At 72.8% G+C, this 26997-nt stretch carries 28 protein-coding genes; 19 read left to right on the plus strand and 9 right to left on the minus strand.

The features are described from left to right. Positions 1–23 precede the first annotated feature (23 nt). Together EDF34_RS16190 and EDF34_RS16195 are read left to right on the plus strand one after the other, a co-directional pair. Positions 24–1331: a citrate synthase gene (locus EDF34_RS16190; RefSeq protein WP_123372548.1), complete on the plus strand. Its 1308-nt coding sequence runs from the start codon at positions 24–26 to the stop codon at positions 1329–1331. Further along, positions 1331–1699 carry a DUF2568 domain-containing protein gene (locus tag EDF34_RS16195; protein WP_123372549.1) on the plus strand — a complete coding sequence of 123 codons (369 nt, stop codon included), beginning with the start codon at positions 1331–1333 and terminating at the stop codon, positions 1697–1699. The genes EDF34_RS16190 and EDF34_RS16195 overlap by 1 nt, the downstream gene beginning before the upstream one ends. Here the strand turns inward: EDF34_RS16195 and EDF34_RS16200 are convergent. After that, positions 1696–2595: a hypothetical protein gene (locus EDF34_RS16200; RefSeq protein WP_123372550.1), complete on the minus strand. Its 900-nt coding sequence runs from the start codon at positions 2593–2595 to the stop codon at positions 1696–1698. The two genes, EDF34_RS16195 and EDF34_RS16200, sit on opposite strands and share 4 nt — an antisense overlap. Positions 2596–2597: 2 nt before the next feature. Further along, positions 2598–3545 (minus strand): 2,3,4,5-tetrahydropyridine-2,6-dicarboxylate N-succinyltransferase, encoded by a 948-nt coding sequence (gene dapD, locus EDF34_RS16205; RefSeq protein WP_123372551.1) that lies wholly within the window; start codon positions 3543–3545, stop codon positions 2598–2600. A gap of 234 nt (positions 3546–3779) precedes the next feature. Here dapD and dapE point away from each other — a divergent pair, with 234 nt between their 5' ends. The 7 genes from dapE (at position 3780) to EDF34_RS16240 (ending at position 10871) form a co-directional block, all read left to right on the plus strand. Then, positions 3780–4853: a succinyl-diaminopimelate desuccinylase gene (gene dapE / locus EDF34_RS16210; RefSeq protein ID WP_123372552.1), complete on the plus strand. Its 1074-nt coding sequence runs from the start codon at positions 3780–3782 to the stop codon at positions 4851–4853. Positions 4854–4882: 29 nt separating this feature from the next. Beyond that, positions 4883–5701, plus strand: coding sequence for a TIGR00730 family Rossman fold protein (locus tag EDF34_RS16215; RefSeq protein WP_123372553.1), 819 nt, complete (start codon positions 4883–4885; stop codon positions 5699–5701). Further along, positions 5698–6612, plus strand: coding sequence for a dihydropteroate synthase (gene folP, locus EDF34_RS16220; RefSeq protein ID WP_199737949.1), 915 nt, complete (start codon positions 5698–5700; stop codon positions 6610–6612). Before EDF34_RS16215 ends, folP begins: the two co-directional genes overlap by 4 nt. Beyond that, on the plus strand, positions 6609–7928 hold the full coding sequence (locus EDF34_RS16225) for a hypothetical protein (protein ID WP_233575435.1): 1320 nt from the start codon (positions 6609–6611) through the stop codon (positions 7926–7928). The genes folP and EDF34_RS16225 overlap by 4 nt, the downstream gene beginning before the upstream one ends. Before the next feature lie 144 nt (positions 7929–8072). Continuing rightward, complete coding sequence (locus EDF34_RS16230) at positions 8073–8240, plus strand: DUF3117 domain-containing protein (protein WP_013772033.1); 168 nt, start codon at positions 8073–8075, stop codon at positions 8238–8240. Positions 8241–8320: 80 nt separating this feature from the next. Then, positions 8321–9862, plus strand: coding sequence for a M17 family metallopeptidase (locus tag EDF34_RS16235; RefSeq protein ID WP_233575436.1), 1542 nt, complete (start codon positions 8321–8323; stop codon positions 9860–9862). A 196-nt stretch (positions 9863–10058) separates the two neighbouring features. After that, a complete protein-coding gene (locus EDF34_RS16240; protein WP_123372555.1) occupies positions 10059–10871 on the plus strand; it encodes a HEAT repeat domain-containing protein in 813 nt (270 codons plus the stop codon). A 2-nt stretch (positions 10872–10873) separates the two neighbouring features. On the opposite strand, the gene EDF34_RS16245 is transcribed toward EDF34_RS16240, so the two are convergent. Continuing rightward, a complete protein-coding gene (locus tag EDF34_RS16245) occupies positions 10874–11506 on the minus strand; it encodes an O-methyltransferase (protein ID WP_123372664.1) in 633 nt (210 codons plus the stop codon). Between the two features lie 177 nt (positions 11507–11683). Between EDF34_RS16245 and sigE the strand changes: the two genes are divergently transcribed. Genes sigE through EDF34_RS16280 form a run of 7 tightly spaced genes read left to right on the plus strand, consistent with a single transcriptional unit; the run spans position 11684 to position 17819 of the window. After that, complete coding sequence (gene sigE / locus EDF34_RS16250) at positions 11684–12292, plus strand: RNA polymerase sigma factor SigE (RefSeq protein WP_123372556.1); 609 nt, start codon at positions 11684–11686, stop codon at positions 12290–12292. Then, entirely contained in the window at positions 12289–13269 is a 981-nt protein-coding gene (locus EDF34_RS16255) for a zf-HC2 domain-containing protein (RefSeq protein WP_123372557.1), read from the plus strand. Before sigE ends, EDF34_RS16255 begins: the two co-directional genes overlap by 4 nt. Further along, positions 13266–14822 carry a S1C family serine protease gene (locus tag EDF34_RS16260; protein WP_123372558.1) on the plus strand — a complete coding sequence of 519 codons (1557 nt, stop codon included), beginning with the start codon at positions 13266–13268 and terminating at the stop codon, positions 14820–14822. Before EDF34_RS16255 ends, EDF34_RS16260 begins: the two co-directional genes overlap by 4 nt. A gap of 24 nt (positions 14823–14846) precedes the next feature. Further along, a complete protein-coding gene (locus EDF34_RS16265; protein WP_233575437.1) occupies positions 14847–15191 on the plus strand; it encodes a Sec-independent protein translocase TatB in 345 nt (114 codons plus the stop codon). A gap of 55 nt (positions 15192–15246) precedes the next feature. Continuing rightward, complete coding sequence (trpS, locus tag EDF34_RS16270; RefSeq protein WP_123372559.1) at positions 15247–16287, plus strand: tryptophan--tRNA ligase; 1041 nt, start codon at positions 15247–15249, stop codon at positions 16285–16287. Beyond that, entirely contained in the window at positions 16284–16856 is a 573-nt protein-coding gene (locus tag EDF34_RS16275; RefSeq protein ID WP_123372560.1) for a 2'-5' RNA ligase family protein, read from the plus strand. The genes trpS and EDF34_RS16275 overlap by 4 nt, the downstream gene beginning before the upstream one ends. Before the next feature lie 9 nt (positions 16857–16865). Beyond that, the gene (locus EDF34_RS16280; protein ID WP_123372561.1) at positions 16866–17819 is read left to right on the plus strand and encodes a YihY/virulence factor BrkB family protein; all 954 of its coding nucleotides are present in this window, start codon (positions 16866–16868) and stop codon (positions 17817–17819) included. Positions 17820–17823: 4 nt separating this feature from the next. Here the strand turns inward: EDF34_RS16280 and EDF34_RS16285 are convergent, their stop codons facing one another. The 6 genes from EDF34_RS16285 to sdhC form a co-directional block, all read right to left on the minus strand. Continuing rightward, the gene (locus EDF34_RS16285) at positions 17824–18582 is read right to left on the minus strand and encodes an aminoglycoside phosphotransferase family protein (RefSeq protein WP_233575438.1); all 759 of its coding nucleotides are present in this window, start codon (positions 18580–18582) and stop codon (positions 17824–17826) included. Further along, positions 18579–19106, minus strand: a complete 528-nt coding sequence (locus tag EDF34_RS16290; RefSeq protein ID WP_123372563.1) for a DinB family protein — start codon at positions 19104–19106, stop codon at positions 18579–18581. The genes EDF34_RS16285 and EDF34_RS16290 overlap by 4 nt, the downstream gene beginning before the upstream one ends. A gap of 68 nt (positions 19107–19174) precedes the next feature. Continuing rightward, on the minus strand, positions 19175–19936 hold the full coding sequence (locus tag EDF34_RS16295) for a succinate dehydrogenase iron-sulfur subunit (RefSeq protein ID WP_123372564.1): 762 nt from the start codon (positions 19934–19936) through the stop codon (positions 19175–19177). Next, on the minus strand, positions 19936–21780 hold the full coding sequence (sdhA, locus tag EDF34_RS16300; RefSeq protein WP_123372565.1) for a succinate dehydrogenase flavoprotein subunit: 1845 nt from the start codon (positions 21778–21780) through the stop codon (positions 19936–19938). The genes EDF34_RS16295 and sdhA overlap by 1 nt, the downstream gene beginning before the upstream one ends. 15 nt (positions 21781–21795) lie before the next feature. Continuing rightward, positions 21796–22257 (minus strand): succinate dehydrogenase, hydrophobic membrane anchor protein, encoded by a 462-nt coding sequence (sdhD, locus tag EDF34_RS16305; RefSeq protein ID WP_123372566.1) that lies wholly within the window; start codon positions 22255–22257, stop codon positions 21796–21798. Then, positions 22257–22661 (minus strand): succinate dehydrogenase, cytochrome b556 subunit, encoded by a 405-nt coding sequence (gene sdhC / locus EDF34_RS16310; RefSeq protein WP_123372567.1) that lies wholly within the window; start codon positions 22659–22661, stop codon positions 22257–22259. Before sdhC ends, sdhD begins: the two co-directional genes overlap by 1 nt. Positions 22662–22922: 261 nt before the next feature. Between sdhC and EDF34_RS16315 the strand changes: the two genes are divergently transcribed. The 3 genes from EDF34_RS16315 to EDF34_RS16325 all read left to right on the plus strand — a co-directional run bounded on the left by EDF34_RS16315 (position 22923) and on the right by EDF34_RS16325 (position 26900). Next, positions 22923–24041 carry a mannose-1-phosphate guanylyltransferase gene (locus tag EDF34_RS16315; protein WP_123372568.1) on the plus strand — a complete coding sequence of 373 codons (1119 nt, stop codon included), beginning with the start codon at positions 22923–22925 and terminating at the stop codon, positions 24039–24041. 281 nt (positions 24042–24322) lie between these two features. Continuing rightward, positions 24323–25549 (plus strand): amidohydrolase, encoded by a 1227-nt coding sequence (locus EDF34_RS16320; RefSeq protein ID WP_123372666.1) that lies wholly within the window; start codon positions 24323–24325, stop codon positions 25547–25549. Between the two features lie 232 nt (positions 25550–25781). Next, a complete protein-coding gene (locus tag EDF34_RS16325) occupies positions 25782–26900 on the plus strand; it encodes a BMP family protein (RefSeq protein ID WP_123372569.1) in 1119 nt (372 codons plus the stop codon). The last annotated feature ends 97 nt before the right edge of the window (positions 26901–26997 follow it).

The raw sequence follows: 26997 nt of genomic DNA on the forward strand, positions 1-26997 counted from the left end.
CCGGGTCACCTGGGAGGTAACGCATGACCGGAACCGATACGACAGTCAGCACCACGGTCGAGCTGGTCGTCGACGGAACCTCGCGAGACCTGCCGGTGGTGCCGGCCACGGAGGGCAACGACGGCGTCGTCGTGTCCACCCTGCTGCGCGACACAGGCCTCGTCACCGTGGACCCGGGCTTCATGAACACCGCCTCGTGCGAGTCCCAGGTCACGTACATCGACGGCGACCAGGGCATCCTGCGCTACCGCGGCTACCCGATCGAGCAGCTGGCCGGCAAGGCCACGTTCCTCGAGGTCGCCTACCTGCTCATCAACGGCGAGCTGCCGACGGCCGACGAGCTGGCCGCCTTCGAGGAGCGCGTCAACCGGCACACGCTGGTCCACGAGGACTTCCGTACCTTCATGGGCACGTTCCCGCGCGGCGGGCACCCGATGGCCATCATGTCGTCGGCCATCAACGCGTTGTCCACGTTCTACCCCGAGTCGCTGGACCCGTTCGACCCCGAGACGGTTGAGCTCGCCACGGTCCTGATCCTGGCGAAGACGCGGACGATCACGTCCTACGTGCACCGCACGTCCAAGGGCGAGCCGCTGCTCTACCCGGACTACAGCCGCGGGTACGTCGAGGACTTCCTGCGCATGACCTTCGCGGTGCCCTACCAGCAGTACGAGCCCGACCCGGTGGTGGTCAAGGCGCTCGACCAGCTCCTGATCCTGCACGCCGACCACGAGCAGAACTGCTCGACGTCGACCGTCCGCATCGTCGGCTCGTCGCACGCCAACCTCTACGCGTCGGTCGCGGCCGGCATCAACGCGCTCTCCGGCCCGCTGCACGGCGGCGCCAACGAGGCCGTGCTCAAGATGCTCAGCGAGATCCAGGCCAACGGTGGTGACGCCACCGAGTTCATGACGCGGGTCAAGAACAAGGAGGACGGCGTCCGGCTCATGGGCTTCGGGCACCGGGTCTACAAGAACTACGACCCGCGCGCAGCCATCGTCAAGGAGAGCGCGCACGCCGTGCTGCAGGCTCTCGGCAAGGACGACGAGCTGCTCGACCTCGCGATGGGCCTCGAGGAGATCGCGCTGTCCGACGACTACTTCGTCTCACGCAAGCTCTACCCGAACGTCGACTTCTACACCGGCCTGATCTACAAGGCCATGGGCTTCGACCCGTCGATGTTCACGCCGCTGTTCGCGCTCGGCCGGATGCCCGGCTGGATCGCCCAGTGGCGCGAGATGATGCTCGACCCGCAGACGAAGATCGGCCGCCCGCGGCAGATCTACACGGGCGCGACCGAGCGCGACTACGTGGGCATCGACGCCCGCTGATGGACGCTGACCCCGCGCCGACCGGGGTCGAGGACATCGGTCTGGTAGCCCGCTTCGGCGGCCACTTCGCTGACGCGCTCGTGCTGGCGTCTGCGACGTTCGTCGGCTGGGTGCTGGGTGGGACGACGCAGACGTCGTGGGTGCTGGCGGTGTTGCTACCGGCTGCGATCATCGGGATCTGGGGAGTCTGGCTCGCCCCGCAAGCGCCGCGGCGGCTCGGGTACGTCGGCAGTTGGCGCGTGAAGTTCGCTGTACTCCTGGCGGTGGGTGCGCTCGGGGTGACTGCGGACGGGATGTGGTGGTTCCCGACGCTGCTGTTCATTCCTCTGGGGTCCTACGCGGCGGACTTCTCGAGCCAGCGGAACTAGTCGCCCACCAATGCGAGCCTGACCGTTCCGACTGGGAGGTCGGTCGTCCCCGGCGACCAGTCGGTCGAGTCGCGGTCCCAGCGCTGGTCGGCGACCTCGACCGACGTCGTGCCGAGCTCGGCGGCGGTCGCGACGGCCCACTGCGCGACGGCCCAGGCCATCCGGGCGTCGTCGTCGCCCAGCGCGCCGGCATCGATGGTGACCGTCGTCGCCCCGTCGGCGGGTGCGGCGACCTTCGTCGGGACCTTGCCGAAGTCGCGCTTCACGCGCGCGACGACCGCATCGGGGTCACCGGTGCCGGGCTCGGCGTCGTGCAGCTCGCAGCGCAGCGAGGCCTCGGAGTAGCCGGTCAGCGCCGAGGCGAAGGCGCGGGCGCGGGGCTCGTGCTGGGCGTACGCGTCGGGGAAGCCCGAGCGCTGCACGGCCTGCGCCGCCTCGGTGATCGGCAGGTCCTCGTAGCCGTCGACCTTCACGAGGTGGTCGAAGAACTTCCCCGTCGAGTACACCGGGTCCATGATCTCCTCGACCGTGCCCCAGCCCTGCGACGGGCGCTGCTGGAACAGGCCGATCGAGTCGCGGTCCCCGTAGTCGATGTTGACCAGCCGCGACTCCTGCATCGCGGTCGCGAGGCCGATCGTCGCGGCGCGCGCGGGCAGGCCGCGGCGGATCGTGACCGCGCTGATCAGGGCAGCGTTCTTCGCCTGGGTCGGGGACAGTGCGACCTGGTCCGAGCCCTCGCCGGCGAAGCAGACCTCGGTCTGCGGGCGCGGCGGGCTCTGGCTGTTGAGCACGGCCACGACGCCCACGACCGTGCCGAGCAGCAGCACGAGGACGATCGCGACGGCGACGAACGCGCGCAGCGCGCTCCGGCGCCGGCGCCGGGGGCGTCGGGCCACGCTCAGTTGGCGTGCAGAGCGCTGTTGAGCTCGACGCCCGCGCCCGTGCGGGCCACGGCCTCGACCCCGCCCGTCAGGGAGTTGCGGCGGAACAGCACGCCGTCGGCGCCGGCGAGCTCGCGTGCCTTGACGACCCGACCCTCGTCGTCCCCGAACCCGATCAGCGTCACCTTGGTGCCGGCGGTGACGTAGAGCCCGGCCTCGATGACGCAGTCGTCGCCGAGCGGGATGCCGAGGCCGGCGTTCGCACCGAGCAGCGAGCGCGCGCCGACCGAGACCACGAGCCGCCCGCCGCCGGACAGCGTGCCCATGATCGAGGCGCCGCCGCCGATGTCGGACCCGTCGCCGACGACGACGCCCGCGGAGATGCGGCCCTCGACCATCGACGTGCCGAGCGTGCCGGCGTTGTAGTTGACAAAGCCCTCGTGCATGACGGTCGTGCCCGCCGCGAGGTGCGCGCCCAGGCGCACCCGGTCGGCGTCGGCGATCCGCACGCCGGTGGGGAGCACGTAGTCGACCATGCGGGGGAACTTGTCGATGCCGTGCACGGTCGGCGCGACGCCGGTCGCGGTGCGCAGCCGCAGGCGCGTGCCCTCGAAGCCCTCGACGGCACACGGGCCGCGGTCGGTCCACACCACGTTCGGCAGCACCGCAAACAGGCCGTCGAGGTTCTGCCCGTGCGGCGCGACGAGGCGGTGGGAGAGCAGGTGCAGGCGCAGGTAGGCGTCGGCGGTCTCGGTCGGCGGCGCGTCGAGGTCGATGACCGTGCGCACGACGACCACGCGGACGCCCCGCGCGCCGTCGGTCCGCTCGGCCGCGGCGAGCTCGGCGGGGGCGACGGCGTCGTCGTCCGGGGTGCCGAGTGCGGGGGCCGGGTACCAGGTATCCAGGGTGACGCCGTCGAGGGTGACCGTCGACAGGCCGAACCCCCAGGCGGGACGTGAAGTCATGGGCGCAACCCTAGGCGACAGCCCCGCCCCGGGACGATCGCGTCCGGCACCGTCCCACCCCGGGTACCGGACACTTCCGCCCGCCGCGGGCGCGACGACGGGCCGAGAACGACCCGCAGGTGCGAGATCGACCGTCCCGGGGGGTCGATCTCGCGCCCGAGGGTCGTTCTCGGCGGGCGACGCTCGGGCGCGCGGGGGCGGAGGGCGTGCGGAGCGGGCCGCTAGGGTCGGGGCGTGAGTCGACTGGAGCTGGGCGGGGACCTGATCGAGCTGACGCGGGCGCTGTGCGACATCCGCTCCGAGAGCGGGGACGAGGGTGCGATCGCCGATGCCGTCGAGGCGGCGCTGCGGGAGCACGCGCACCTCGAGGTGCTGCGCGACGGTGACGCGGTCGTCGCGCGGACGTCGCTCGGGCTGCCCTCGCGCGTCGTGATCGCGGGTCACCTCGACACGGTCCCGATCGCCGACAACCTGCCGACGAGGCTCGTCGACGGCGTCCTGTGGGGCCGAGGAACCGTGGACATGAAGGCGGGTGTCGCGGTGCAGCTCGCGCTCGCGGCCGCGCTCGACGCCCCGACGAGGGACGTCACGTGGGTGTTCTACGACCACGAGGAGGTCGCCGCGGACCTCAACGGCCTCGGCCGGCTCGTCGCGAACCACCCGGACTGGCTGGCCGCAAACTTCGCGGTGCTGGGCGAGCCGACGAACGGCGGGCTGGAGGGCGGCTGCAACGGCACCCTGCGCGCCGAGGTCCGGCTGACGGGCGTCGCGGCCCACTCGGCACGCGCCTGGATGGGCGTCAACGCGATCCACGCCGCGGGCGAGGTGCTGCGCCGCCTCGAGGCCTACGAGCCCCGGACCGTCCCGGTCGACGGGCTGGACTACCGCGAGAGCCTCAACGCGGTCCTCGTCTCGGGCGGGACCGCCACCAACGTGATCCCCGACGCGTGCGTCGTGACGGTCAACTACCGCTTCGCCCCGTCGGCGTCGCCGGAGCAGGCCGCGGACCACGTCCGCGAGCTGTTCGACGGCTACGACGTGGTCATCACCGACGCGGCGCCCGGTGCGCGCCCGGGCCTCGACGACCCGGCGGCGCAGGAGTTCGCCGCCGCGGTGCTGGGCGTCACCGGGGGAGCGCCCGCACCGAAGTTCGGCTGGACGGACGTCGCCCGCTTCTCCGCGCTCGGCGTGCCCGCGGTGAACTTCGGCCCCGGCGACCCGCTGCTCGCCCACAAGGTGGACGAGAGGTGTCCGGTGGACCAGATCCACCTGGCCTACCGGGCGCAGCACGCCTGGCTGACCGCCTGACTGCCGCGAAGGCACCTAGAGTCGGGGCCATGAGCGACGACGGTCAGCCGGCCCCCGGGCACGGCTATCGCAAGGGCCCGGTCCTGCTGCGCGGCGGGCAGATCCCGGCCACCACCTCCGACCAGCGCCTGCTGAGCGGCGACGACGGCGCGGACTGGCTGCACGGCGACCCGTGGCGGGTCATGCGCATCCAGTCCGAGTTCGTCGAGGGATTCGGCGCGCTCGCCGAGGTCGGGCGGGCGGTGAGCGTGTTCGGCTCGGCCCGCACCAAGCCTGACCACCCGGACTACGCGGCGGCCGTCGAGGTCGCGCGCGGGCTGGTCGAGGCCGGCTACGCGGTCATCACCGGCGGTGGCCCCGGGATCATGGAGGCCGCGAACCGCGGCGCCAAGGAGGCCGGCGGGGTCTCGGTCGGGCTCGGCATCGAGCTCCCGTTCGAGCAGGGGATGAACGACTACGTCGACCTCGGCGTGAACTTCCGCTACTTCTTCGCCCGCAAGACGATGTTCGTCAAGTACTCCGAGGGCTTCGTCGTCATGCCCGGCGGGTTCGGCACCTTCGACGAGCTCTTCGAGGCGCTGACCCTGGTGCAGACCCACAAGGTCATCCAGTTCCCCATCGTGCTCATCGGGAGCGACTACTGGCGCGGGCTGCTCGACTGGGTCCGCGGGGCGGTCCTGGAGCGCGGGCTGGTCTCGGAGGCTGACGTCGACCTGCTCCAGGTCGTCGACACCGCCGAGGAGGCCGTCGCGATCGTCGTCGAGCGGGGCGCCGAGCTCCGCGCGGCCGAGCTGCGCGCCGTGCGCGAGACCGCCGCCGCCCAGCAGGCCGCTCAGCAGGAGTCGTGACCCCGGCAGTCCCCGCGCCGGGCGCGCCCCTGCGCCTGCGTGACCTGACCTTCGGGCCCGACCACCCGGTGGTCATGGCCGTGGTCAACCGCACCCCGGACTCGTTCTACGCCGCGGCGCGGTACGCGGACGACGCCGCGGCCGACGAGGCCGTCGCGCGCGCGGCCGACGAGGGCGCGGACATCGTCGACCTCGGCGGCGTGCGAGCCGGACGGGGCCCCGTCGTGACGGTCGAGGAGGAGATCGCCCGCGTGGTCCCGCTCGTGGCCCGCGTGCGTGCGCGGCACCCGGGGCTGCTGGTCAGCGTGGACACCTGGCGCTCGGAGGTCGCCCGGGCGGCGGCCGACGAGGGGGCCGACCTCATCAACGACACGTGGGCGGGCCACGACCCCGGGCTGGTCGAGGTCGCGGCCGAGCGCGGCCTGGGCATCGTCTGCTCGCACACGGGTGGCGCGGAGCCGCGCACCGACCCGTTCCGCGTGACGTACCCGAGCGACGGCGCGGACCCGTTGGACGGGGTCGTCGACGACGTGGTGGCGACCGTCTCGGCGGGCGCCGCGCGGGCCGTCGCGCTCGGCATCGACCCCGCGAGCGTGCTCGTCGACCCGACCCACGACTTCGGCAAGAACACCTGGCACTCCCTGCACCTCGTGCGGCGCACGCAGGCACTCGTCGCTCTCGGCCATCCTGTCCTCATGGCGCTGTCACGCAAGGACTTCGTGGGCGAGACGCTCGACCTCCCGCCCGACGACCGGCTCGAGGGCACCCTCGCCGCGACGTCGGTCGCGGCGTGGCTCGGCGCGCGCGTGTTCCGCGTGCACGACGTGCGCTCGACGCGACGCACGCTCGACATGGTGGCGGCGATCCGTGGCGATCGGTCGCCGGCGCGCGCGGTGCGGGGGCTGGCATGAGCGAGCAGCCGACGAGCCCGACGACACCCGTCGAGCCCGAGGAATCCCACGCGGCGGACGCGACGGCCACCGGGACGACACCGGCCGACGACGCGCCCGCGCGCGTCCTGCCCGCCTGGGACCCCCGCGCCTGGCCGTGGTGGGCGCAGGCGCTCGCGGTCTACGCCGTCGCACGCCTGTTCAGCGCCGTCGTCCTGATCGCGACCGTCCAGCACCAGGAGGCGAACTACTGGAGCGGTGCCCAGCCTTCCTACCTGGAGTTCGTCGGGAAGTTCTGGGACGCCGACTGGTACCGCCAGGTCGCCGAGAACGGGTACCCCTCCACGCTGCCGCGCGGCGAGGACGGCCTGGTCCAGCAGAACGTCTGGGCGTTCTTCCCGCTCTTCCCGATGCTCGTCCGGCTGCTGATGACGTTCACGGGCCAGGAGTTCTTCGTCGTCGCGCCGGTGCTCGCGCTGCTGCTCGGAGCGGTCGCGATGGTCGTCATCCACCGGCTCGTCGTCGTCGGCGCGCCGCGGGCCGTCGCGGCCCGGCCGGGGCTGCCGCTCGCGACGGTCGCGCTGGTGAGCGTGTTCCCGACGGCCGTCGTGCTGCAGATCGGCTACACCGAGTCGCTCGCGCTCCTGCTCATCGCGACCGCGTTGCTCCTGCTGGTGCGCCGGCACTACTTGGAGATGGCCGTCGTGGTCCTCGCGCTCGGCTTCACGCGGGCCGTCGCGCTGCCGATGGCGGTCGTGATCGTGGTGCACGCGCTGGTGCGCTGGCGCGCGAGCCGGGCCGGTACCGACCGGCTCACCGGGCGGGACGTCGGCGCGCTCGGTGCGCTCGCCGTCGCGGCCGGGGTCTCCGGGGTCGCGTGGCCCCTGATCTGCGGCTGGGTCACCGGGGAGCCCGACGCCTACCTCCAGACGCAGTCCACCTGGCGTGGCGTGCGCGAGGTCGTGCCGTTCGAGTCGTGGGGCTACGTCTCGCGGTTCTGGTTCGGCGACCTGGCGCCGTGGGTGCTGCTCGGCTCCTTCGCGCTGATCGCGGCCGTCCTCGTCGTCCCCGCCGCGTGGCGGCTCGGCAACGAGCTGCACGTGTGGCCGGCCGCGTACCTGCTCTACATCGCCGGCGCCGTCGAGCCGAGCAGCAGCCTGGCGCGCTTCCTGCTCCTCGCGTTCCCGCTCGCCGCGGTCACCGCCGGCGTCGTCACGCGGCCCGCGCGGGCGCGCCGCGTGTGGTTCGGGCTCGTGGTGGTCGCGATGCTCTACCTGCAGGTCGTCTGGGTGTGGGACATGTGGCGCCTGGCTGGGCCGACCGGGTGGCCGCCGTGATCGTGCGCGGGACGCGAAGTGTCGTGTCCGTCCTGTGAACTAGGATGGTCGACGGACAACCGGCAGCAGGGCCGCAGGTGGTGCGCGTGAGAACGCGCTCCAGACGGCCCGCTCTGGACGCACGAGGCGAAGGAGATGCCCCGCATGGCCGCGATGAAGCCGAGGACCGGTGACGGACCGCTCGAGGTGACCAAGGAGGGGCGTGGGATCGTGATGCGCGTCCCGCTCGAGGGCGGTGGACGGCTGGTGGTCGAGCTCAACGCGACCGAGGCCGCCGAGCTGGGCGAGGCACTCACCTCCGTCGTCTCCTGACGAGTCGGATGGCACGCGCGGACGGCGGGGCACGTCCGGGGAGAGCTCCCCGGACGCCCATCGGCCGGACCCCGCCGGACGTGACGCTCTCGGGCGGCACGCTCGACGACAGCACGGAGCTGACCGACGGCACGCTCGACGCCGTCGCCATCCCACTGCTGCCCGGGGTCGAGGGCGACCACGGGGCGCAGCCCGGCGAGGGCGCCGCGCAGGCTGCCGTCCGCTACGGGATCGACCTGGCCGAGATCGCCGACCGGATCGGCCTGACGGGTGCTGCGGGGGAGTCCTACGTCCTGCAGCTGCCGCGCGCCGTCGGCTCGGCGGTCTCGCTGCCGTGGGCGGCGCTGCCGGCGCGCATCGTGCTGCTGGGAGTCGGGCAGCACACCCCCACCGACCTGCGCCGCGCGGGCGCCGCACTGGCGCGCGCGACCCGTGGCCTCACGCGCGTCCTGACGACGGCTGGCGTGCAGCCCCGTCAGTCCGCCTCGCAGTCGGCCGAGGCCGCCCGCGCGTTCGTCGAGGGCTACCTGCTGGCGGCGTACGCACCGCCGACCGCGGCGAGCACCAAGCCCAAGGACGCCGCCGAGCTGGTCCTGCTGGGCCGCGACGGCACGCGTGCGAGCGCCGCGGTCGCCGCTGCCCGCACGTCGGCGCACGCCACCTGGCTCGTGCGCGACCTGGCGACGACGCCGTCGAGCACCAAGACGCCGGCGTGGTTCACGGAGCAGGCCAAGCGCCTCGCCGGACGCGCAGACCTCGCCGTCCAGGTCCGCGGCCCGCGTGAGCTGACGGCTCAGGGCTTCGGCGGCATCCTGGCCGTGGGCGCCGGCTCCGCCTCGACGCCTCGGCTCGTCACGGTGACGTACGCACCCGTCGGCGCGAGCCCGGGCAAGCACGTCGTGCTCGTCGGCAAGGGCATCACCTTCGACACGGGCGGCCTGAGCATCAAGCCGCGCGAGGCGATGGTGCCGATGAAGACCGACATGACCGGCGCGGCGGTCGCTCTCGCCGCTGTGCTCGGCGCCGCCGAGGCTGGTGTCCCGCACAGGGTCACGGCCGTGATGCCGCTGGCGGAGAACCACTTCGGGGCCGCGTCCTACCGGCCGGGTGACGTCCTGCGGCTGTTCGGTGGCGCGACCGTCGAGATCGCGAACACCGACGCCGAGGGACGCATCGTGCTCGCCGACGCGCTCGCGTGGGCGGACGCCGAGCTCGCCCCGGACGTGCTGATCGACGTCGCCACCCTCACGGGGGCCGCGAGCGTCGGCCTCGGCAAGAAGCACGCCGCGCTCTACGGCACGGACGAGCGGCTCGTCGGCGCGCTCGCGGCGGCCGGCGAGGCCTCCGGCGAGCTCGCCTGGCGGATGCCGCTGGTCGACGAGTACGAGGAGGCCGTCCGCTCCGACGTCGCGGACCTGCGGCACGTGCCGCGCGACAAGCACATCGGGGGCGGCTCGATCACGGCGGCGCTGTTCCTGCGGCACTTCGTCGGGCAGCGCGCGTGGGCACACCTCGACATCGCCGGCCCGGCGCGCTCCACCTCCGACAAGCACGAGGTCACCGAGGGTGCCACCGGCTTCGGTGCGCGGTTGCTCCTGCGCTACCTGGCCGACCTGCGCTGAGGCGCGGCTCCTGCCCCGCGCGTGGAGGGCGGCGCTCGGTCACCGCGTGCGTGGTGGGCGCTCGCGCCCCGCGTGCGTGGTTGCAGAGTTCGTCGCAGCACTCGTGCACGCCAGCGACGCGTTCGCTGCGACGAACCCTTCAACCACGGGGTGGGGGTCCGGACAAAAAAGCTGCGGTGTCCCGGATACTGGCGGGGTGGACCTCGTCAGCCTGTTCCTCGCTCCCGACTGGGACAACCTCGCGTTCGAGGACGCGCTCGACCATGCCGCGCCGGGCGACGTCGACGCGATCCTCGACCTGGTGACGAGCGACGACGCGGAGGTGCGGCTGCACCTCGCCCAGAACCTGCCCCGCCTCTCGCGTGGCGAGCCACCCACACCGAGGATGCTCAGGACCGCGATCGCGCTCACGGAGGACCCGGACATCGCCGTCCGCGACTGGGCCTGCTTCGCGCTCGGGACGCAGTGGGCGGAGGTCGACACGCCTGAGTTGCGCGACGCCCTTGCGGAACGACTGGACGACGCCAGCCGCGAGGCGCGCTCGGAGGCGCTCCTGGGCCTGGCGCTGCGGCGAGACCCCCGCGCTGTCGGCCGGGTGCGTGACGCGCTCAGCAGGGCCAGTGGCGTGGTCTACGCGAGCGAGATGCGCGCCGCCGCCGCGCTCGGCGACCCGGGGCTGCATGCGTTGGTGCTCGCGCACCAGGCCGGCTGGGACGACGAGGAGGCGGCGCTGGACGCGATGGCGGCCAGCCGCCTGACCGACCCGCAGGGTCCGGGTGACGACCTGCTCGACGGGGTCGCCGAGCTGTCCCGGCGGCGTGCGCGGGGCAAGCCCGACGGGGACGCACTGGCGTCGTGGCAGGTGATGTCGACGGTGCTCGACCGGGCGCCCCATCGTGCCGGCGAGTTCCTCGACGAGGTCGTCGCGCGGCTCGGGGACGACGAGGCCGCCGTGCGCGAGATCCGGGAACGGTCCGCGCTGGCGACGATGGCCACCGAGCCGGACTGACCTCAGCGCTTGACGGCGACCAGCAGCCCGTCGCCCGTGGGCAGCAGGGCGGGCAGGAGGCGCTCGTCGGCCCGGACCGTGCGGCCGAGCTCGCGGACGGCGGTCGTCGTCTCGTCGCGCCGGGCGGGGTCGGCGACCCGGTCGTGCCACAGGGCGCCGGACACGGCCAGCACGCCGCCGGGGCGGAGCAGGCGCACGGCCTGCTCGACGTAGGCGGCCGCGCTCTCCTTGTCGGCGTCGACGAAGACGAGGTCGTACACGCCGTCGGTCAGGCGGGGCAGGACGTCGAGCGCGCGGCCGGAGATGGTCCGGGTGCGCGCGGGGCGCAGGCCGGCCTCCGTGAAGGCGTCCTTGGCGGCGCGCTGGTGCTCGACCTCGAGGTCGATCGTCGTCAGGACGCCGTCCTCGGGCATGCCGCGCAGGAGGTAGAGCGACGAGACGCCGGCGCCCGTGCCGACCTCGACCACCGCGCGTGCACCGGCGGTCGCGGCGAGCACCGACAGCGCGGCGCCCGTCCCGGCGGTGACGGGGGTGCAGCCCAGCTGGCCGGCGCGCTCGCGGGCGCGCAGCAGGACGTCGTCCTCGGGGACGAACTCCTCGCAGTAGACCCAGCTGCTGGCCTTGTCGCTCGAGATGGCGACCTCCCGTGCTCGTGTCGATCTGCCCACCTGGGCGCGCCAAGCGTAGTCCCGGCGGGTGCCCGTCCGACGGACGCGGAACTTCTCGCGCGTGCGCGGCGTTGCACCGGATGCGACGCATCAGGTCAGCACCTGGGACACTGGTGGTCGGTCCCGTACCACCCGAGGAGTTCCGTGCCGTCCACCGCGCAGCCCGCCTGGCAGCCGCCGTCGTGGGAGCAGATCGTGCGAGAGCACTCTGCCCGCGTCTACCGGCTCGCCTACCGGCTCACCGGCAACCGCCACGACGCCGAGGACCTGACGCAGGAGACCTTCGTCCGCGTCTTCCGCTCGCTGCACACGTTCCAGCCCGGCACGTTCGAGGGCTGGATGCACCGCATCACCACCAACCTGTTCCTGGACCAGGCACGCCGCCGCCAGCGCATCCGGATGGACGCGATGGGCGAGGAGGCGGACCGCTACCCGTCCGTGGACCAGCTCGCCGCCCCCGAGCGCGCGTTCGAGCACGGCAACCTGGACCACGACATCCAGCACGCGCTCGACGAGCTCCCGCCGGAGTACCGCGCGGCCGTCGTGCTGTGCGACATCGAGGGCCTGTCCTACGAGGAGATCGCGGTGACGCTCGGCATCAAGCTGGGCACGGTCCGATCGCGCATCCACCGCGCACGCGCGCGGCTGCGCGTGTCGCTCGAGCACCGTGCTCCAGCGGCCCCAGCAGCGCCCGCTTCCAAGGCGGCCACGGCCGCCACCTCCGAGCAGGCCGCCGACGAGGTCTGGGCGTGAGCCACCTCGGGTCGCGCATCAGCGCCCTGGTCGACGGGCAGCTCGCGCCCGCGGCGACCGAGCGTGCGCTCGCCCACGTAGCCACCTGCCCGGAGTGCGCGGCGGAGCTCTCCGCCGCGCGCGCCGCACGCACCGCGCTCGCCTCGGCGTGCGGCGACGTCTCGCCCGACGCCGACTTCGCGGCGCGCCTGCTCTCGCTCGGGCCCATGCAGCCCCCGCCCGTCGCGCCGCGGTCGGCCGACCCGTTCGCGCCCCCGCCGCGCCGCACGAGCCACGACGTCGCGTCGTACGGCCTGCACCGAGGGCGCGCGCGGCGCGCCTGGGACTCCCGGACGGGGGCGGCGCTGTGCGGCGAGGTGCCCATGCGGCGCGTGACCTCCCGCCTGGTCGTCGGCTCGGTCGCCGGAATGGGTGCCGTCGCGGTGATGCTCTTCGTCCTCGGCGAGCGGCCCGCGATGGCCCCCGAGGGACAGCTGAGCGCCGACCTGGAGCTCCTCGGGCACGCCACGGCTCAGCCGGTTTCCGACGGCGCCCGTGACGCGGCGAGCGAGGCGGACGCGGCCGACGAGCCCGAGAGCTGGCTCGCGCGCAACGGGTGGCCGTTCCCCGCCGAGCTGCCCGCGGGCTGGGACGTCACCGACGTGCGGTACACGGACGGCGGCGCGCTCGAGGTCGACGTCGCGAGCCCGAACGGGCCGGTCGTCGTGACCGAGCAGCCGGGCCGGCTCGACTCCGAGCGCCTCGTGGGTGCCGAGCAGGTCACCCTCGAGGGGCGTGCGGTCGCCGTGCTCTCACGCGAGCCGTGGCACGTGGTGTGGCAGTCGGGCGGCACCGTCGTGCAGGTCGTCGCGGCGCAGCAGTCCGACGGCGCGACCGAACTCGTGGCAGGCTTCCCGGGCGGGGCGTTCGACGACGGCGTGCCGGCGCGCATCTCGCGCGGATGGTCCACCGTGACAGGAGTGTTCGACCAGCCATGACGACGCCCGACGAGCGGCCCGGCACCCAGCCGGAGCCGACGCCGCCCCTGTTCGCGTCGCCCAGCGGCTCCCGGCCGATCCCGGCGAGCCCCGCGGCGCCCGACCCCGCGGACACCCAGCCCCTGCCGCAGCCGTCTCCCTCGCCGCAGGCGGCGCCCGTCCCGCCGGCCGCCGCCGAGCAGCAGCCGGCGGCACACCATGGCGCGACGCACCCGCAGTGGCCGGCCACCCAGCAGCCCCCGCAGGCCCAGGCCCAGCCGTCGCAGCCGGGTCCGTGGTCGCTCGCCGGCCAGCAGGCAGTCGCGCCACCCGCCCAGAGCCCGCACACCGCGCAGCCCGTGCGCGGCTACGACGGCACCCCGTTCGGGCCGCCGGCGGACGCGACCCAGCAGTCGTGGCCGCCCGGGGCGCCGCCCGCCGGCACACCGATGAAGGTCGTCCGCGTCCGCAAGCGACGGCCGGCGCTGTCGGTCGTCTGGGTCGTGCCGATGCTCGTCCTCGCGATGCTCGCGGGCCTGCTCGGCGGCGTCCTGGGCGCGAACCTCACGCACGACGACCACCTCGACTCCGCGGACCTGCCGGCGCACACCGACGACGCGGGCGCCACGACGCCGGCGCGTGCCCCCGACTCGGTCGCGGGCATCGCCAGGACGGTCCTGCCGAGCGTCGTCTCGATCCAGGCGATCGGGACCGACGGCACGTCCACCGGCTCGGGATTCGTGCTGCGCGAGGACGGCTACCTGCTGACGAACAACCACGTCGTCGCGGGGGCGGCCGGCGACGACGCCCTCACGGTCACCTTCTCGGACGGGCACGAGCGCGCCGCGCGCGTCGTCGGCGCCACCTCCGACTACGACCTTGCGGTCATCAAGGTCGACGAGAAGGGCCTCGAGCCCCTCGTCCTCGGCGACTCCTCCGACGTGGCCGTCGGCGACCCGGTCGTCGCGATCGGTGCGCCGCTCGGCCTGGCCGGCACCGTCACCACGGGCATCATCAGCGCGCTCAACCGGCCGGTGTCCGCGGGCGACGCGAGCGACACGGCCTTCATCAACGCGATCCAGACCGACGCCGCCATCAACCCGGGCAACTCCGGGGGACCGCTGGTCGACGCCGCGGGCGAGGTGATCGGCATCAACTCCGCGATCGCGCAGCCCCCGGGCGGCACGGGCAGCGTGGCGGGCAGCATCGGGCTCGGGTTCGCGATCCCGTCGAATCAGGCGCGGCGCACGGCCGAGCAGCTCATCGAGACCGGGCACGCCACCTACCCGATCGTCGGCGTCCTGCTGGACCAGTCCTACGTGGGCGAGGGCGTCAAGGTCGCGACCGAGGGCCAGAACGGCACCGGCCCGGTGACGGCGGACGGTCCCGCGGATCGCGCAGGCATCCGCGCGGGCGACGTCATCCTGGCGATCGACGGCCGGCCGGTCACGGATCCGGACGAGCTCATCGTCGCGATCCGCGCGCACGAGCCCGGCGACGTCATCGAGCTCTCGGTGCGCACCGGCGACGCCCAGCGCACCGTCCGGGTGACCCTCGAAGAGGCCGGCGACTGACCCTGCGAGGGGTAGCCTGAGCCGGTGTTGTTCGACATCAACGGCGGGGAGTTCCTCGTACTCCTGCTCGTCGCGGCCATCGTCATCGGCCCCCAGCGACTGCCCGGCTACGCCGAGCAGCTGGGTGCGCTGGTGCGCAAGGCACGCATCTGGATGAAGGACGCCAAGGGCCGGATCGACACCGAGATGGGCGACGACGCCATCGACCTCGACTGGACCACGCTGGACCCGCGTCGCTACGACCCACGGCGGATCGTGCGCGACGCGCTGCTCGAGCCGGACGCGCGCCAGGTCCCGGCCGCCGGGCGGGTCGCCGCGGTCGCCGCTCCCGTCAGCGGTGCGGCGCCGTTCGACGACGAGGCCACCTGAGGCTCGTCGGGCACCTGAATCGTTCCGTACCTCTCCTCCCTGACAGAATGGTCGAATGGCTTTGAGCCCCTCCTCGTCGCGCATCTTCTCCGGGATGCAGCCCACGTCGGACTCCCTCCAGCTCGGCAACTACCTCGGCGCGCTGACGCAGTGGGTGGCGCTGCAGGAGGGCAACGAGGCGATCTACTGCGTCGTCGACCTCCATGCGCTGACCGTCTCGCCCGACCCGGCCGTGCTGCGGGACCGCACCCGCCGGACCGCGGCGCAGTACCTCGCCGCCGGGGTCGACCCCGAGCGCAGCCTGCTGTTCGTGCAGTCGCACGTCCCCGAGCACGCCGAGCTGGCCTGGCTGCTGTCCTGCCACACGGGGTTCGGCGAGGCGGGTCGCATGACCCAGTTCAAGGACAAGTCCGGCAAGCAGGGGTCGGAGGGCACCACTGTCGGGCTGTTCACGTACCCGGTGCTCATGGCGGCGGACATCCTGCTCTACGACACCAACCTGGTTCCCGTGGGCGAGGACCAGCGTCAGCACCTCGAGCTCACGCGTGACCTCGCGCAGCGGCTGAACACCCGCTTCGGCGCCGGCACGGTCGTCGTCCCCGAGCCGCACATCGTGAAGTCGACGGCCAAGATCTACGACCTGCAGGACCCGACGGCCAAGATGAGCAAGTCGGCGGCCTCGCCGAACGGGCTCATCGAGCTGCTCGACGACCCGAAGGTCATCGCCAAGCGGATCCGGTCCGCGGTGACCGACACCGAGCGTGAGATCCGCTTCGACCCGGTCAACAAGGCGGGCATCTCCAACCTGCTGACCATCTACTCGGCGCTGACCGGCCGCTCGATCCCGGAGCTCGAGGCCTCGTTCGAGGGCCGCGGCTACGGTGACCTCAAGGTCGAGCTGGCGGGCGTCGTCGTCGACTGGGTGACGCCGTACCAGGAGCGCGTGCGCGGGTACCTCGAGGACCCCGGCACGCTCGACGAGATCCTCGCGGTCGGTGCCGACAAGGCGCGCGACATCGCCGCGGTCACCCTCGACCGGCTGTACGAGCGGACGGGCCTCCTGGCGCGCCGACCCCGCGTGCGGGTCGGCGCATGAGGCTGCCGGAGCGATCCGGCGACCAGTCGCTCCTCGGGATCGCGATCACGGTCCCCGAGCCGCACGGCTCGGCCCTGCAGTCCGCGCGGGCGCGGTTCGGCGACCCGATGGCGGCGTTCATCCCCCCGCACATCACGATCATCGGCCCCACCGCGGTCTCGCCCGCGGACCAGCCGGCCGTGGCGGCGCACCTGGACGCGGTGGCCGCCCGGCACGCGCCGTTCACGGTCCGCCTGCGCGGCACCGGCACGTTCCGGCCCGTCTCGCAGGTCGCGTTCGTGCAGGTCGCCGACGGCATCTCCGCGTGCGAGCTGCTCGAGCTCGACGCGCGGACGGGTCCGCTCGAGCAGGAGCTCCGGTTCCACTACCACCCGCACGTGACCGTCGCCCACGAGCTCGAGGACGCCGCGCTCGACGACGCGATCGACGAGCTGACCGCGTTCGACGCGTCGTTCCGCGTCGACTCCTTCGACTGCTACGAGCACGCCGACGACGGGGTGTGGCGGGTCGTGCGCTCGCACGCGCTGACCGGCGTCGGAGCGGATGCCGAGGCGCTGCGCCACGCCTAGGGTCGGCTCATGAGCGAACCCGTCGGCGCCGGCCGGGCGCACCAGCAGGCGCCCGTGGACGACTCGTCCGGCCCGCCGGCGACATCGTTCATGGGGCGCGTCAAGGCGCTGCTCGCGTGGTGGCAGGCGACGAGGCCCGCGCGCGCCAACGCACGCTTCGGTGCGCGTGGTGGCGGGGTGCTGACCGGAGGGATCGCCTACGCGGCGCTGTTCGCCGTGTTCGCCGGGCTGACCATCGGGTACACGATCTTCATGGCCGTGCTCGGCAACAACGAGGAGCTGCGGGACAAGGTTCTCGACGCGGTGAACGACTCGCTGCCGGGCCTGATCAACACGTCCGGGGACCCGGACGCCGGTGGCATCGACCCGGACACCCTGCAGCTGTCCGGCAGCCTGACGTTCGCGGGCGTCATCGCCGTCGTCGTCCTGCTGCTGTCCGCGCTGTCGGCGACGGCCGCGCTCCGCACGGGCGTGCGGGCCATGTTCGCGGAGGAGGGCGGCGGCAGCGCGGTCGGCCAGAAGCTCGCGCAGCTCGGCGGGCTGGCCGGGCTCGCGTTCGCGGTCCTGCTGTCGGCGCTGATCACGACCGGCGTCGGATCGGTCACGAAGTGGGTGCTGGAGGCGGTGGGGTGGACGGACGGCACCGGCGTCATCCTGCAGGTGGCGGGCATGCTCGTGGCGCTGGTCATCGACGCGGGGACGTTCGTGCTCATCGTCCGCGTGCTGGCCGGTGAGCACCCGCCGAGGCGAGACCTGCTGTGGGGCGCCCTCATCGCGGGCGTCGGCATCGGCATCGTGCGGTTCCTGGGGACGTCCGTGGTCGCGGGCAGCGTGGGCAAGAACCCGCTGTTCACGAGTGCCGCCGTGATCGTCACCCTGCTCATCTGGGTCAACCTCATCTCGCGCATCGTGCTGCTCGCGGCCGCGTGGGTCGCCGACCCGCCCGCGCCGCCGAAGGACTGATCGGTCAGGTCAGCGCGGCGGCGATCGCGTCGCGGCGGGTGGCGAGGACCGCCAACCGGGCACGCGTGTTCGCCGGCTCGCCGATCTCGCCCAGCCGCAGCATCCCCGCGTCGCCCGCGCGCTGGCCGGCTTCGATGCGATCGGAGGCGGCAGTCATGCGCGCGGACACGTGGTCGAGGATCGCGACCGGGTCGAGCCCGCCGTAGCCGTCGGCGATGACGCGCAGCCCGCGGCCCGCCTCCGCCGGATCCCCGTCGGGGAACAGCAGCGGGGAGTTCCACGCCAGGATCGCGACGTCGTCGAGCGGGATGCCCGGGCCCGCGACGTCCCAGTCGAAGACGCCCGCCAGCTCGTCGCCGTCGAACGCCATGTTGTACATCGCGGTGTCGTGGTGGCAGACGATCTCGCCGGGAGCGAGTGCGCGCTCGACGAACCGCCAGCGGCGGCTGCTGCGCGGGAAGCCGGCGACGGCACGGTGGTACTCGCGCAGCCATGCCGCGGCCGAGGCGAGCTGGGCGTCGGTCAGGGCTCGCTCACCGATCGGCACGACCTCGCCGGGGAGGTACGTGAGGATCTCCCGTCCCCGCTCGTCGATGCCGAGCGCGCGGGGGATCTTCGCCAGCTCCGCGGCCGCGAGGAAGTCGAGCAGCTCGTGCACCGCCGGTGTCCATGGCCCGGTGGGCCGGCGCACGGTGTCGCCGACGAGCACGGCGCCCCCGACGTTCCCGCCGGGCAGCGCCACCTCGTCGGGCGCGTCGTTCACGCGCGCCACGGGTACAGGTCGCGCAGCAGGGCGATCTCGGCGCCGTGGTGGGCGAGCTCGTCGGTCGCGTGCACCACGAGCGCCGCCCACGGCTCCTCGCCGAACGGCCCCCACGCGGGGCCCATCGGCGCCCAGATCCCGTCCTCGCCGAGGGCGGCCATCGTCGCGCGGAACGCCGCGGCCGCCGCGCGCAGGTCGGCTAGCGCCGGGGCGGCCGTGCCGTGCCAGTCGCGCCCGGTCACCGCGACGGGACGCGGCACGTCCGAGGCCCGCAGGTAGTCCGCGAGGCAGTCGCTGCCGAGGTGCCACATCCGCCACGCGATCGTCGTGACCGGCGCGGGGTCGGGCTCCGGGTCCTGCCAGTCCGCCCGCCATCCCTCGTCGGCCGCACGGACGGACCAGGCGCCGGCGACCGGCTCCCACAGGTACTCGTCGTCGGACAGGCCCGCGAGGCGCGCGTCGAGGCGCTCCCAGGCGTCGTCGTACCCGGACAGGATCAGGGGCAGCACCGCGCGCTCGGCCATGCCACGCACCCTAGGTGCCGGGTACGACAAAGGCCCCGGAGGTATCCCCGGGGCCCTCGTCGAGAAGCTCAGAACGCGCGGGTGATCATCGCGCGCTTGACCTCCTGGATCGCCTTGGTGACCTCGATGCCGCGCGGGCAGGCCTCGGTGCAGTTGAAGGTCGTGCGGCAGCGCCACACGCCCTCCTTGTCGTTGAGGATCTCGAGGCGCTGCGCGCCACCCTCGTCGCGGCTGTCGAAGATGAACCGGTGCGCGTTGACGATCGCGGCGGGGCCGAAGTACTGACCGTCGGTCCAGAACACGGGGCACGACGAGGTGCACGCGGCGCACAGGATGCACTTGGTGGTGTCGTCGAACCGCTCGCGCTGCTCGGCGGACTGCAGGCGCTCCTTGGTCGGCTCGTTCCCCGTCGTGATGAGGAACGGCATGATCTCGCGGTAGCTGGCGAAGAACGGCTCCATGTCGACCACGAGGTCCTTGATCACCGGCAGGCCCTTGATGGGCTCGACGGTGATCGGCTTGGACGGGTCGAGGTCCTTGAGCAGCGTCTTGCACGCCAGGCGGTTGCGGCCGTTGATCCGCATCGCGTCGGAGCCGCACACGCCGTGCGCGCACGAGCGGCGGAACGTCAGCGAGCCGTCCTGCTCCCACTTGACCTTGTGCAGGGCGTCGAGCACCCGGTCGGTGCCGTGGCACAGGACCTGGAACTCGTCCCAGTGCGCGACGGGGGTCGTTCCTTCATCGGCCGGGAGGTAGCGCATCACGCGCAGCGTCACGGTGAAGGACGGGATGGCGCCGACCTCTGCGGGGGCGTCGAGAACGGCAGTCATCAGTACTTACGCTCCATCGGCTGGTAGCGGGTCATCGTGACGGGCTTCGACCCCAGCACCAGCTGGTAGTCGTCGAAGACCTCGGTGTAGGCGAAGCGGCCGTCGTGGTCGCCGTCGACGCTCGCGTCGTCCGCGCCCTCGACGTGCAGGGGGCGGCGGTACGCCATCGTGTGCTTCATGAAGCCCTCGTCGTCCCGGGTGGGGAAGTCCTCCCGGAAGTGCCCGCCGCGCGACTCCTCGCGGTTGAGGGCGCCGACGACGACGGTCTCGGCGATGTCGATGAGGAAGCCGAGCTCGACGGCCTCGAGGAGGTCGGTGTTGAACGTGCGGCTCTTGTCCTGCACCGAGACCGACAGGTACCGCGTGCGCAGCTCCTTGATGTCGTCGAGCGCCTGCGTCAGCGACTCCTTGGTGCGGAACACCTGCGCGTTGAGGTCCATCGACTCCTGCAGCGCCTTGCGGATGTCCGCCACGCGCTCGCCGTCCGGACGGGTCCGGATGACCTCGAGGCCGGCCTCGACGCTCGCGGAGGGGTCCTCCGGGAGCTCGATGAACTCGGCGCCGACCGCGTAGGCGGCTGCCGAGATGCCGGCGCGCTTGCCGAACACGTTGATGTCGAGCAGCGAGTTGGTGCCCAGGCGGTTGGAGCCGTGCACGCTCACGCACGCCACCTCACCGGCCGCGAACAGGCCGCGGATGATGTCGGTCTCGTTGCGCAGGACCTGCGCCTCGATGTTCGTCGGGACACCGCCCATCGCGTAGTGCGCGGTCGGGTAGACGGGCACCGGCTCGGTGTACGGCTCGACGCCCAGGTACGTGCGCGCGAACTCGGTGATGTCCGGGAGCTTGGCGTCGATGTGCGCCGGCTCGAGGTGCGTGAGGTCCAGCAGGACGTAGTCCTTGTTGGGTCCCGCGCCGCGGCCCTCGCGGACCTCGTTGGCCATCGACCGGGCGACGATGTCGCGCGGGGCCAGGTCCTTGATCGTCGGGGCGTAGCGCTCCATGAAGCGCTCGCCCTCCGAGTTGCGCAGGATCGCGCCCTCGCCGCGGGCGGCCTCGGACAGCAGGATGCCCAGGCCGGCCAGGCCGGTCGGGTGGAACTGGAAGAACTCCATGTCCTCCAGCGGGATGCCGCGGCGGTACGCCAGCGCCATGCCGTCACCCGTGAGGGTGTGCGCGTTGGACGTCGTCTTGAAGATCTTGCCCGCGCCGCCGGTGGCCAGGACCACGGACTTGGCGCGGAACACGTGGATCTCGCCGGTCGCGAGCTCGTACGCGACGACGCCGCTGACCGTGACCTCCTCGCCCTCGGGCACGTGGCCCGCGGCGAGGTCGTGGTCGACGAGCAGGTCGAGGACGTAGAACTCGTTGTAGAACTCCACCTCGTTCTTCACGCACTGCTGGTAGAGCGTCTGCAGGATCATGTGGCCGGTGCGGTCCGCGGCGTAGCAGGACCGGCGCACGGCGGCCTCGCCGTGGTTGCGCGTGTGACCGCCGAACCGGCGCTGGTCGATGCGGCCCTCGGGCGTGCGGTTGAACGGCAGGCCCATCTTCTCCAGGTCCAGCACCGCGTCGATGGCCTCCTTGGCCATGACCTCGGCGGCGTCCTGGTCGACCAGGTAGTCACCGCCCTTGACGGTGTCGAAGGTGTGCCACTCCCAGTTGTCCTCCTCGACGTTGGCCAGGGCGGCGCACATGCCGCCCTGAGCCGCGCCGGTGTGGGACCGGGTGGGGTACAGCTTGGAGATGACGGCCGTGCGGACGCGGGTCGACGACTCGAGAGCCGCGCGCATCCCGGCGCCGCCCGCGCCGACGATGACGACGTCGTACTGGTGGATCTGCATCGTTGTCCTTAGTCCTTAGGAAGCCGTGCAGAACGACGGCAGCAGGTCGGCCGCGGAGCCCGAGGGGCACGGGTCGAACGTGAAGATCACGAGGGTGCCGAGCACGACGGTGATCACGAAGGCGAGGTAGAGCAGGCCCTTGAGCACCAGGCGCGTGCCGGGACGCTCCGCGTAGTCGTTGACGATCGTGCGCACGCCGTTGGTGCCGTGGATCATCGCGAGCCAGAGCATCAGCAGGTCCCAGACCTGCCAGAACGGCGAGGACCACTTGCCGGCGACGAACGCGAAGTCGATCGCCTTCACGCCCTCGCCCGTGACGAGGTTGACGAAGAGGTGGCCGAAGATCAGCACCAGCAGGATCACGCCGGACGCGCGCATGAACACCCAGCCGTACAGCTCGGTGTTGCCGCGCGTGCTCAGGCGGCTCGGCTTGGCGCGCGGAGGGCGCGGGGCCTTGGGGTCGGCGATGGTGGTCATCACTCGCCTCCGAAGACGTGCATCAGGTGGCGGGGCAGGAAGCCCGCCATCGTCACGACGAACAGGCCGAGCACGACCCACAGCATCACGCGCTGGTACTTCGGGCCCTTGGCCCAGAAGTCGACCAGGATGATCCGGATGCCGTTGAACGCGTGGAACACGATGGCGGCGACGAGGCCGGCCTCACCGAGCCCCATGATCGGGTTCTTGTAGGTCCCGATCACGTCGTTGTACGACTCCGGGGAGATGCGCACGAGCGAGGTGTCGAGCACGTGCACGAGGAGGAAGAAGAAGATCGCGACGCCGGTCACGCGGTGCGCGACCCACGACCACATGCCTTCGCGGCCTCGATAGAGGGTTCCGACCGACGCTTTGCGCGGCGGCGCGGGGGGCGCTGCGGGCACTTGGGGGGCCTCCTGGCGAGTGAGGGGTAGAGCCACACGCCCCGACGGCCTCGTCGGTGCACGTGTCTGTCCCGCTCACTGTATCGACACCTTCTCCGCCCGCCCGCTCCGCATGGGCCTTTGGTCCCGCGCTGTGAGGAAGTCCACACTCCGAGATGGAACCTCCTGGTACCGCCCGTCGGGGCCCTCGCGCGGCGGGTCGCAGGCATTCGCCCGCGGAGTCCCGGTGGCGCTCGCGCCGGGGTCGCTAGCCTGGCCCGCATGTCCTCGCCGATCCCCGGGTTCCACGCCGTCGTCCCCGCGGGCGGAGCCGGCACCCGCCTGTGGCCGCTGTCGCGCGCCGGGCACCCGAAGTTCCTGCTCGACCTGACCGGCTCGGGCCGCACCCTCCTGCAGGGGACGGTCGACCGGCTGGTCCCGCTCGCCGGCCCGGACGGGGTTCTCGTGGTCACCGGCGTGCGGCACGCGACGGACGTCGCGGAGCAGGTGCCCGGGCTCGACGACGGTCTCGGGCGGCTGCTGGCCGAGCCCTCCCCGCGCGACTCGATGGCGGCCATCGGCCTCGCCGCTGCCGTTCTCCTGGAGCGGCACGGCGACGACGTCGTGCTCGGCTCGTTCGCCGCCGACCACGTGATCGAGGGAACCGAGGCGTTCGAGACGGCTGTCCGCGAGGGGGTCGCGGCCGCACGGGCAGGCTTCGTCGTGACGATCGGCATCCACGCGACCGGCCCGTCGACCGCGTTCGGCTACATCCGCTCGGACGGGCCGCTCGGCGTCGACGGAGCACCGTCGGCGCTGCACGTCGTCGGGTTCACGGAGAAGCCCGACGCCGCGACCGCTGCCGGCTACCTGGCCACGGGGGAGTACCGGTGGAACGCCGGCATGTTCATCGTGCGGGCCCGCGTCCTCCTGGACCACCTCGCGACGCAGCTCCCCGCGCTCGCGGCCGGTCTGCAGACGATCGCGGCCGCGTGGGACGGTCCCTCCCGTGCGGAGGTGCTCGAGGCTGTCTGGCCAGGGCTGACGAAGATCGCGATCGACCACGCGATCGCCGAGCCCGTCGCCGCCGCCGGTGGCGTGGCCGTCGTGCCGGGCGACTTCGACTGGGACGACGTCGGCGACTTCGCCTCGCTCGCCCCGCTGCTGCCGTCCGGCCCGGACGGCGTGACGCTCGGGGCGGAGGCCGACGTGCTGCGGATCGGGGCCGACGGCTCGTTCGTCGTGCCCGGCTCCGGGCGGACCGTCAGCGTGGTCGGCATCCCGGACGCCGTGGTGGTCGACACCCCGGACGCGGTGCTCGTCACGACCCGCGCGCACGCGCAGGACGTGAAGTCGGCGGTCGACGCCTGGCGCGCGGCCGGCCGCGACGACCTGCTCTGAGCGCGCCGGCACCTGGCCGCCCACCCGCCGCGCCCGCCCGCCGGGCCCGCCGAGCTGGCCCGACCTAGCCGCACTTGTGACCAGAGTCGCCTCCTGGGGCTGATCGGCGTCCCACGCGTGCACTCCTGTCACAAGTGCGGCTACCTCGGGCTCGTCAGTCGGGCCAGGGGTCGGATGGTGGGCGGCGCGGGTCTCCGCGCCGCGGCGGCGATAGCCTCGAAGACGTGTCCGCCCAGCCTGTGTCCCCGCAGCCGTCCGACCCCGCCCTGCCCGCCGAGCCCATGCCCGGTGCGTCGCACCCCGCGCTCGACGAGCTGCGCCCCGCGCCGACGACGGCGGGCGCCGCGCGGCTGACCGCCCTGCTCGCGTCCCTGCGCGACGAGCTGGTCGAGATCCGCCGCGACATCCACGCCCACCCGGAGCTGGCCCGCACCGAGGAGCGCACGTCCCGCGTCGTCGCCGACCGCCTGCGCCTGGCGGGCCTCGAGCCGCGGCTGCTGCCCGGCTCGGGCGTGCTGTGCGACATCGGCCCGGTCGGCACGCGCCGGATCGGCCTGCGCGCGGACATCGACGCGTTGCCCCTCAACGACACGTGCGGGTTGCCGTGGTCCTCGACGAACCGGGGGATCGCGCACGCGTGCGGCCACGACGTGCACACGACGGTCGTCCTCGGTGCCGGCCTCGCGCTGGCCGAGCTCGCCGCGGCGGGCGAGCTGGCGACGGGCGTCCGCCTGATCTTCCAGCCCGCCGAGGAGGTCCAGCCCGGCGGATCGCTCGACGTGATCGCCCAGGGCGGCCTCGACGGCGTCGCGCGGATCTTCGGCGTGCACTGCGACCCGAAGGTCGACGTCGGCCAGGTCGGCACGCGCATCGGCCCGATCACGTCGGCGAGCGACGAGGTCCAGGTCACCGTCACGGGCCCGGGCGGGCACACCTCGCGCCCGCACCTGACGGGCGACGTGGTGTTCGCGCTCGGCCAGGTGATCACCCAGGTGCCCGCGATCCTCGGCCGCCGGCTCGACCCGCGCTCCGGGGTCAACCTCACGTGGGGCGCGGTGCAGGCCGGGGTCGCCCACAACGCGATCCCGTCGACCGGCACGGTCAAGGGCACGCTGCGCTGCCTGGACGTGCGCGCCTGGCAGAAGGCGTCCGAGGTGTTCCACTCCGCGGTGGAGCAGGTCCTCGCGCCGCTGGAGGTCGAGGTCGAGATCGTGCACCACCGCGGCGTGCCTCCGGTGGAGAACGACGAGCGCTCGACCGGCCTGCTCGAGGCTGCGGCGCGCGACGTGCTGGGTGCCGAGTCCGTGCTGCTCACCGAGCAGTCGCTCGGCGGCGAGGACTTCGCCTGGTACCTGACCAAGGTGCCCGGCGCGATGGCCCGGCTCGGCACGCGGACGCCCGGCGGCACCACCTACGACATCCACCAGGGTGACCTGCAGGTCGACGAGCGGGCGATCGAGGCCGGCGCGCTCCTGCTCGCCCGCACGGCGGTGCTGGCCGGGGCCTGAGATCCGTCTCAGCAGGCGAGAGATTCCGTCCGCCACCTGGGCACATGTCTCAGGTCAGTAACGGAACCAGCGGCGATACCCCTCGGTAACATGCGCGTGACCTGGTGCTGGTTAGAGTCCGACCATCAACACCGGACAGGTGGTCCGCGCGCGCTCGTGACCCGGCTCAGGCCGACCGCGACGCCGACGATCATCGGGGACCGGTCTGCTGACGAGAATCCAGGAGTGTCGCGTGAACAAGATCATCCGCGTGGCCGCGCTCAGCGGGGCGCTCGCCCTCGCGCTCGCGGCTTGTGGCAGTGCCCCCGACGACGACGCGGCATCGCCCTCGTCGTCCATGACGCCCGGCGCCGGCGCGTCGAGCGCCGCCCCCGTCGACTTCAAGGCCTGCATGGTCTCGGACTCCGGTGGCTTCGAGGACAAGTCGTTCAACCAGTCGGGTGCCGAGGGCCTCGAGCGCGCGGGCGCCGAGCTCGGTGTCGCGACGAACAAGGTCGAGTCGACCGCCGCGACGGACTTCACGCCGAACATCGCGCAGCTGCTCTCCGACAAGTGCAACCTGATCATCGGTGTCGGCTTCCTCCTCGAGGACCCGATCCAGACGGCCGCCGAGGCCAACCCGGACGTCGAGTTCGCGCTCGTCGACTCCGCGTTCTCCGACAAGGACTTCAAGCCCGTCACGCTGGAGAACGGCAAGCCGCTGCTCTTCAACACGCAGGAGGCAGCCTTCCTCGCGGGCTACGTCGCCGCGGGCACGAGCAAGACCGGCACGGTCGCGACCTTCGGTGGCATCCAGCTGCCGTCCGTCTCGATCTTCATGGACGGCTTCTCGGACGGCGTCAAGAAGTACAACGAGGACTTCTCCAAGAAGGTCAAGCTCCTCGGCTGGGACAAGGACAAGCAGAAGGGCTCGTTCACGGGCGACTTCGAGGACCAGTCCAAGGGCCAGAACATCGCCAAGGGCTTCATCGACCAGGGCGCTGACGTGATCATGCCCGTCGCCGGCCCCGTCGGCCTGGGTGCGGCCGCGGCCGCCAAGGACGCGGGCGACGTCATGATCGTCGGCGTCGACGCCGACTGGTACGACACCGCGCCGGACTACAAGTCCATCATCCTGACGTCCGTCATCAAGCAGATCGGCCAGTCGGTCTTCGACACGGTCGACCAGGCCTCGAAGGACTCCTTCACGTCCGAGCCGTACGTCGGCACGCTCGAGAACAAGGGCATCGACATCGCGCCGTTCCACGACCTCGACTCCGAGGTCCCGGCCGACGTGAAGGCGAAGGTCGAGGAGCTCAAGACGCAGATCATCACCGGTGACCTGAAGGTCGAGTCGCCGAGTCAGAACTGATCCACCGACGGTGGCCCGGGCCTCACGGCCCGGGCCACCGTCATGCCCAGACCGCGGCGCGGCCGTCGGGCGCACCTCGCACCGCCGCGCCGCGACC

Origin of the sequence: Cellulomonas sp. PhB150 (assembly GCF_003755175.1) — a bacterium.
Taxonomy (GTDB): domain Bacteria; phylum Actinomycetota; class Actinomycetes; order Actinomycetales; family Cellulomonadaceae; genus Cellulomonas.

What these genes read in the sequence shown, in the direction of transcription:
- EDF34_RS16190 (WP_123372548.1), top strand. Translation starts at nt 24, where the DNA reads ATGACCGGAACCGATACGACAGTCAGCACCACGGTCGAGCTGGTCGTC.
- EDF34_RS16195 (WP_123372549.1), top strand. Translation starts at nt 1,331, where the DNA reads ATGGACGCTGACCCCGCGCCGACCGGGGTCGAGGACATCGGTCTGGTA.
- dapD (WP_123372551.1), bottom strand. Translation starts at nt 3,545, where the DNA reads ATGACTTCACGTCCCGCCTGGGGGTTCGGCCTGTCGACGGTCACCCTC.
- EDF34_RS16215 (WP_123372553.1), top strand. Translation starts at nt 4,883, where the DNA reads ATGAGCGACGACGGTCAGCCGGCCCCCGGGCACGGCTATCGCAAGGGC.
- EDF34_RS16225 (WP_233575435.1), top strand. Translation starts at nt 6,609, where the DNA reads ATGAGCGAGCAGCCGACGAGCCCGACGACACCCGTCGAGCCCGAGGAA.
- EDF34_RS16230 (WP_013772033.1), top strand. Translation starts at nt 8,073, where the DNA reads ATGGCCGCGATGAAGCCGAGGACCGGTGACGGACCGCTCGAGGTGACC.
- EDF34_RS16260 (WP_123372558.1), top strand. Translation starts at nt 13,266, where the DNA reads ATGACGACGCCCGACGAGCGGCCCGGCACCCAGCCGGAGCCGACGCCG.
- trpS (WP_123372559.1), top strand. Translation starts at nt 15,247, where the DNA reads ATGGCTTTGAGCCCCTCCTCGTCGCGCATCTTCTCCGGGATGCAGCCC.
- EDF34_RS16275 (WP_123372560.1), top strand. Translation starts at nt 16,284, where the DNA reads ATGAGGCTGCCGGAGCGATCCGGCGACCAGTCGCTCCTCGGGATCGCG.
- EDF34_RS16280 (WP_123372561.1), top strand. Translation starts at nt 16,866, where the DNA reads ATGAGCGAACCCGTCGGCGCCGGCCGGGCGCACCAGCAGGCGCCCGTG.
- EDF34_RS16290 (WP_123372563.1), bottom strand. Translation starts at nt 19,106, where the DNA reads ATGGCCGAGCGCGCGGTGCTGCCCCTGATCCTGTCCGGGTACGACGAC.
- EDF34_RS16295 (WP_123372564.1), bottom strand. Translation starts at nt 19,936, where the DNA reads ATGACTGCCGTTCTCGACGCCCCCGCAGAGGTCGGCGCCATCCCGTCC.
- sdhA (WP_123372565.1), bottom strand. Translation starts at nt 21,780, where the DNA reads ATGCAGATCCACCAGTACGACGTCGTCATCGTCGGCGCGGGCGGCGCC.
- sdhD (WP_123372566.1), bottom strand. Translation starts at nt 22,257, where the DNA reads ATGACCACCATCGCCGACCCCAAGGCCCCGCGCCCTCCGCGCGCCAAG.
- EDF34_RS16315 (WP_123372568.1), top strand. Translation starts at nt 22,923, where the DNA reads ATGTCCTCGCCGATCCCCGGGTTCCACGCCGTCGTCCCCGCGGGCGGA.
- EDF34_RS16320 (WP_123372666.1), top strand. Translation starts at nt 24,323, where the DNA reads ATGCCCGGTGCGTCGCACCCCGCGCTCGACGAGCTGCGCCCCGCGCCG.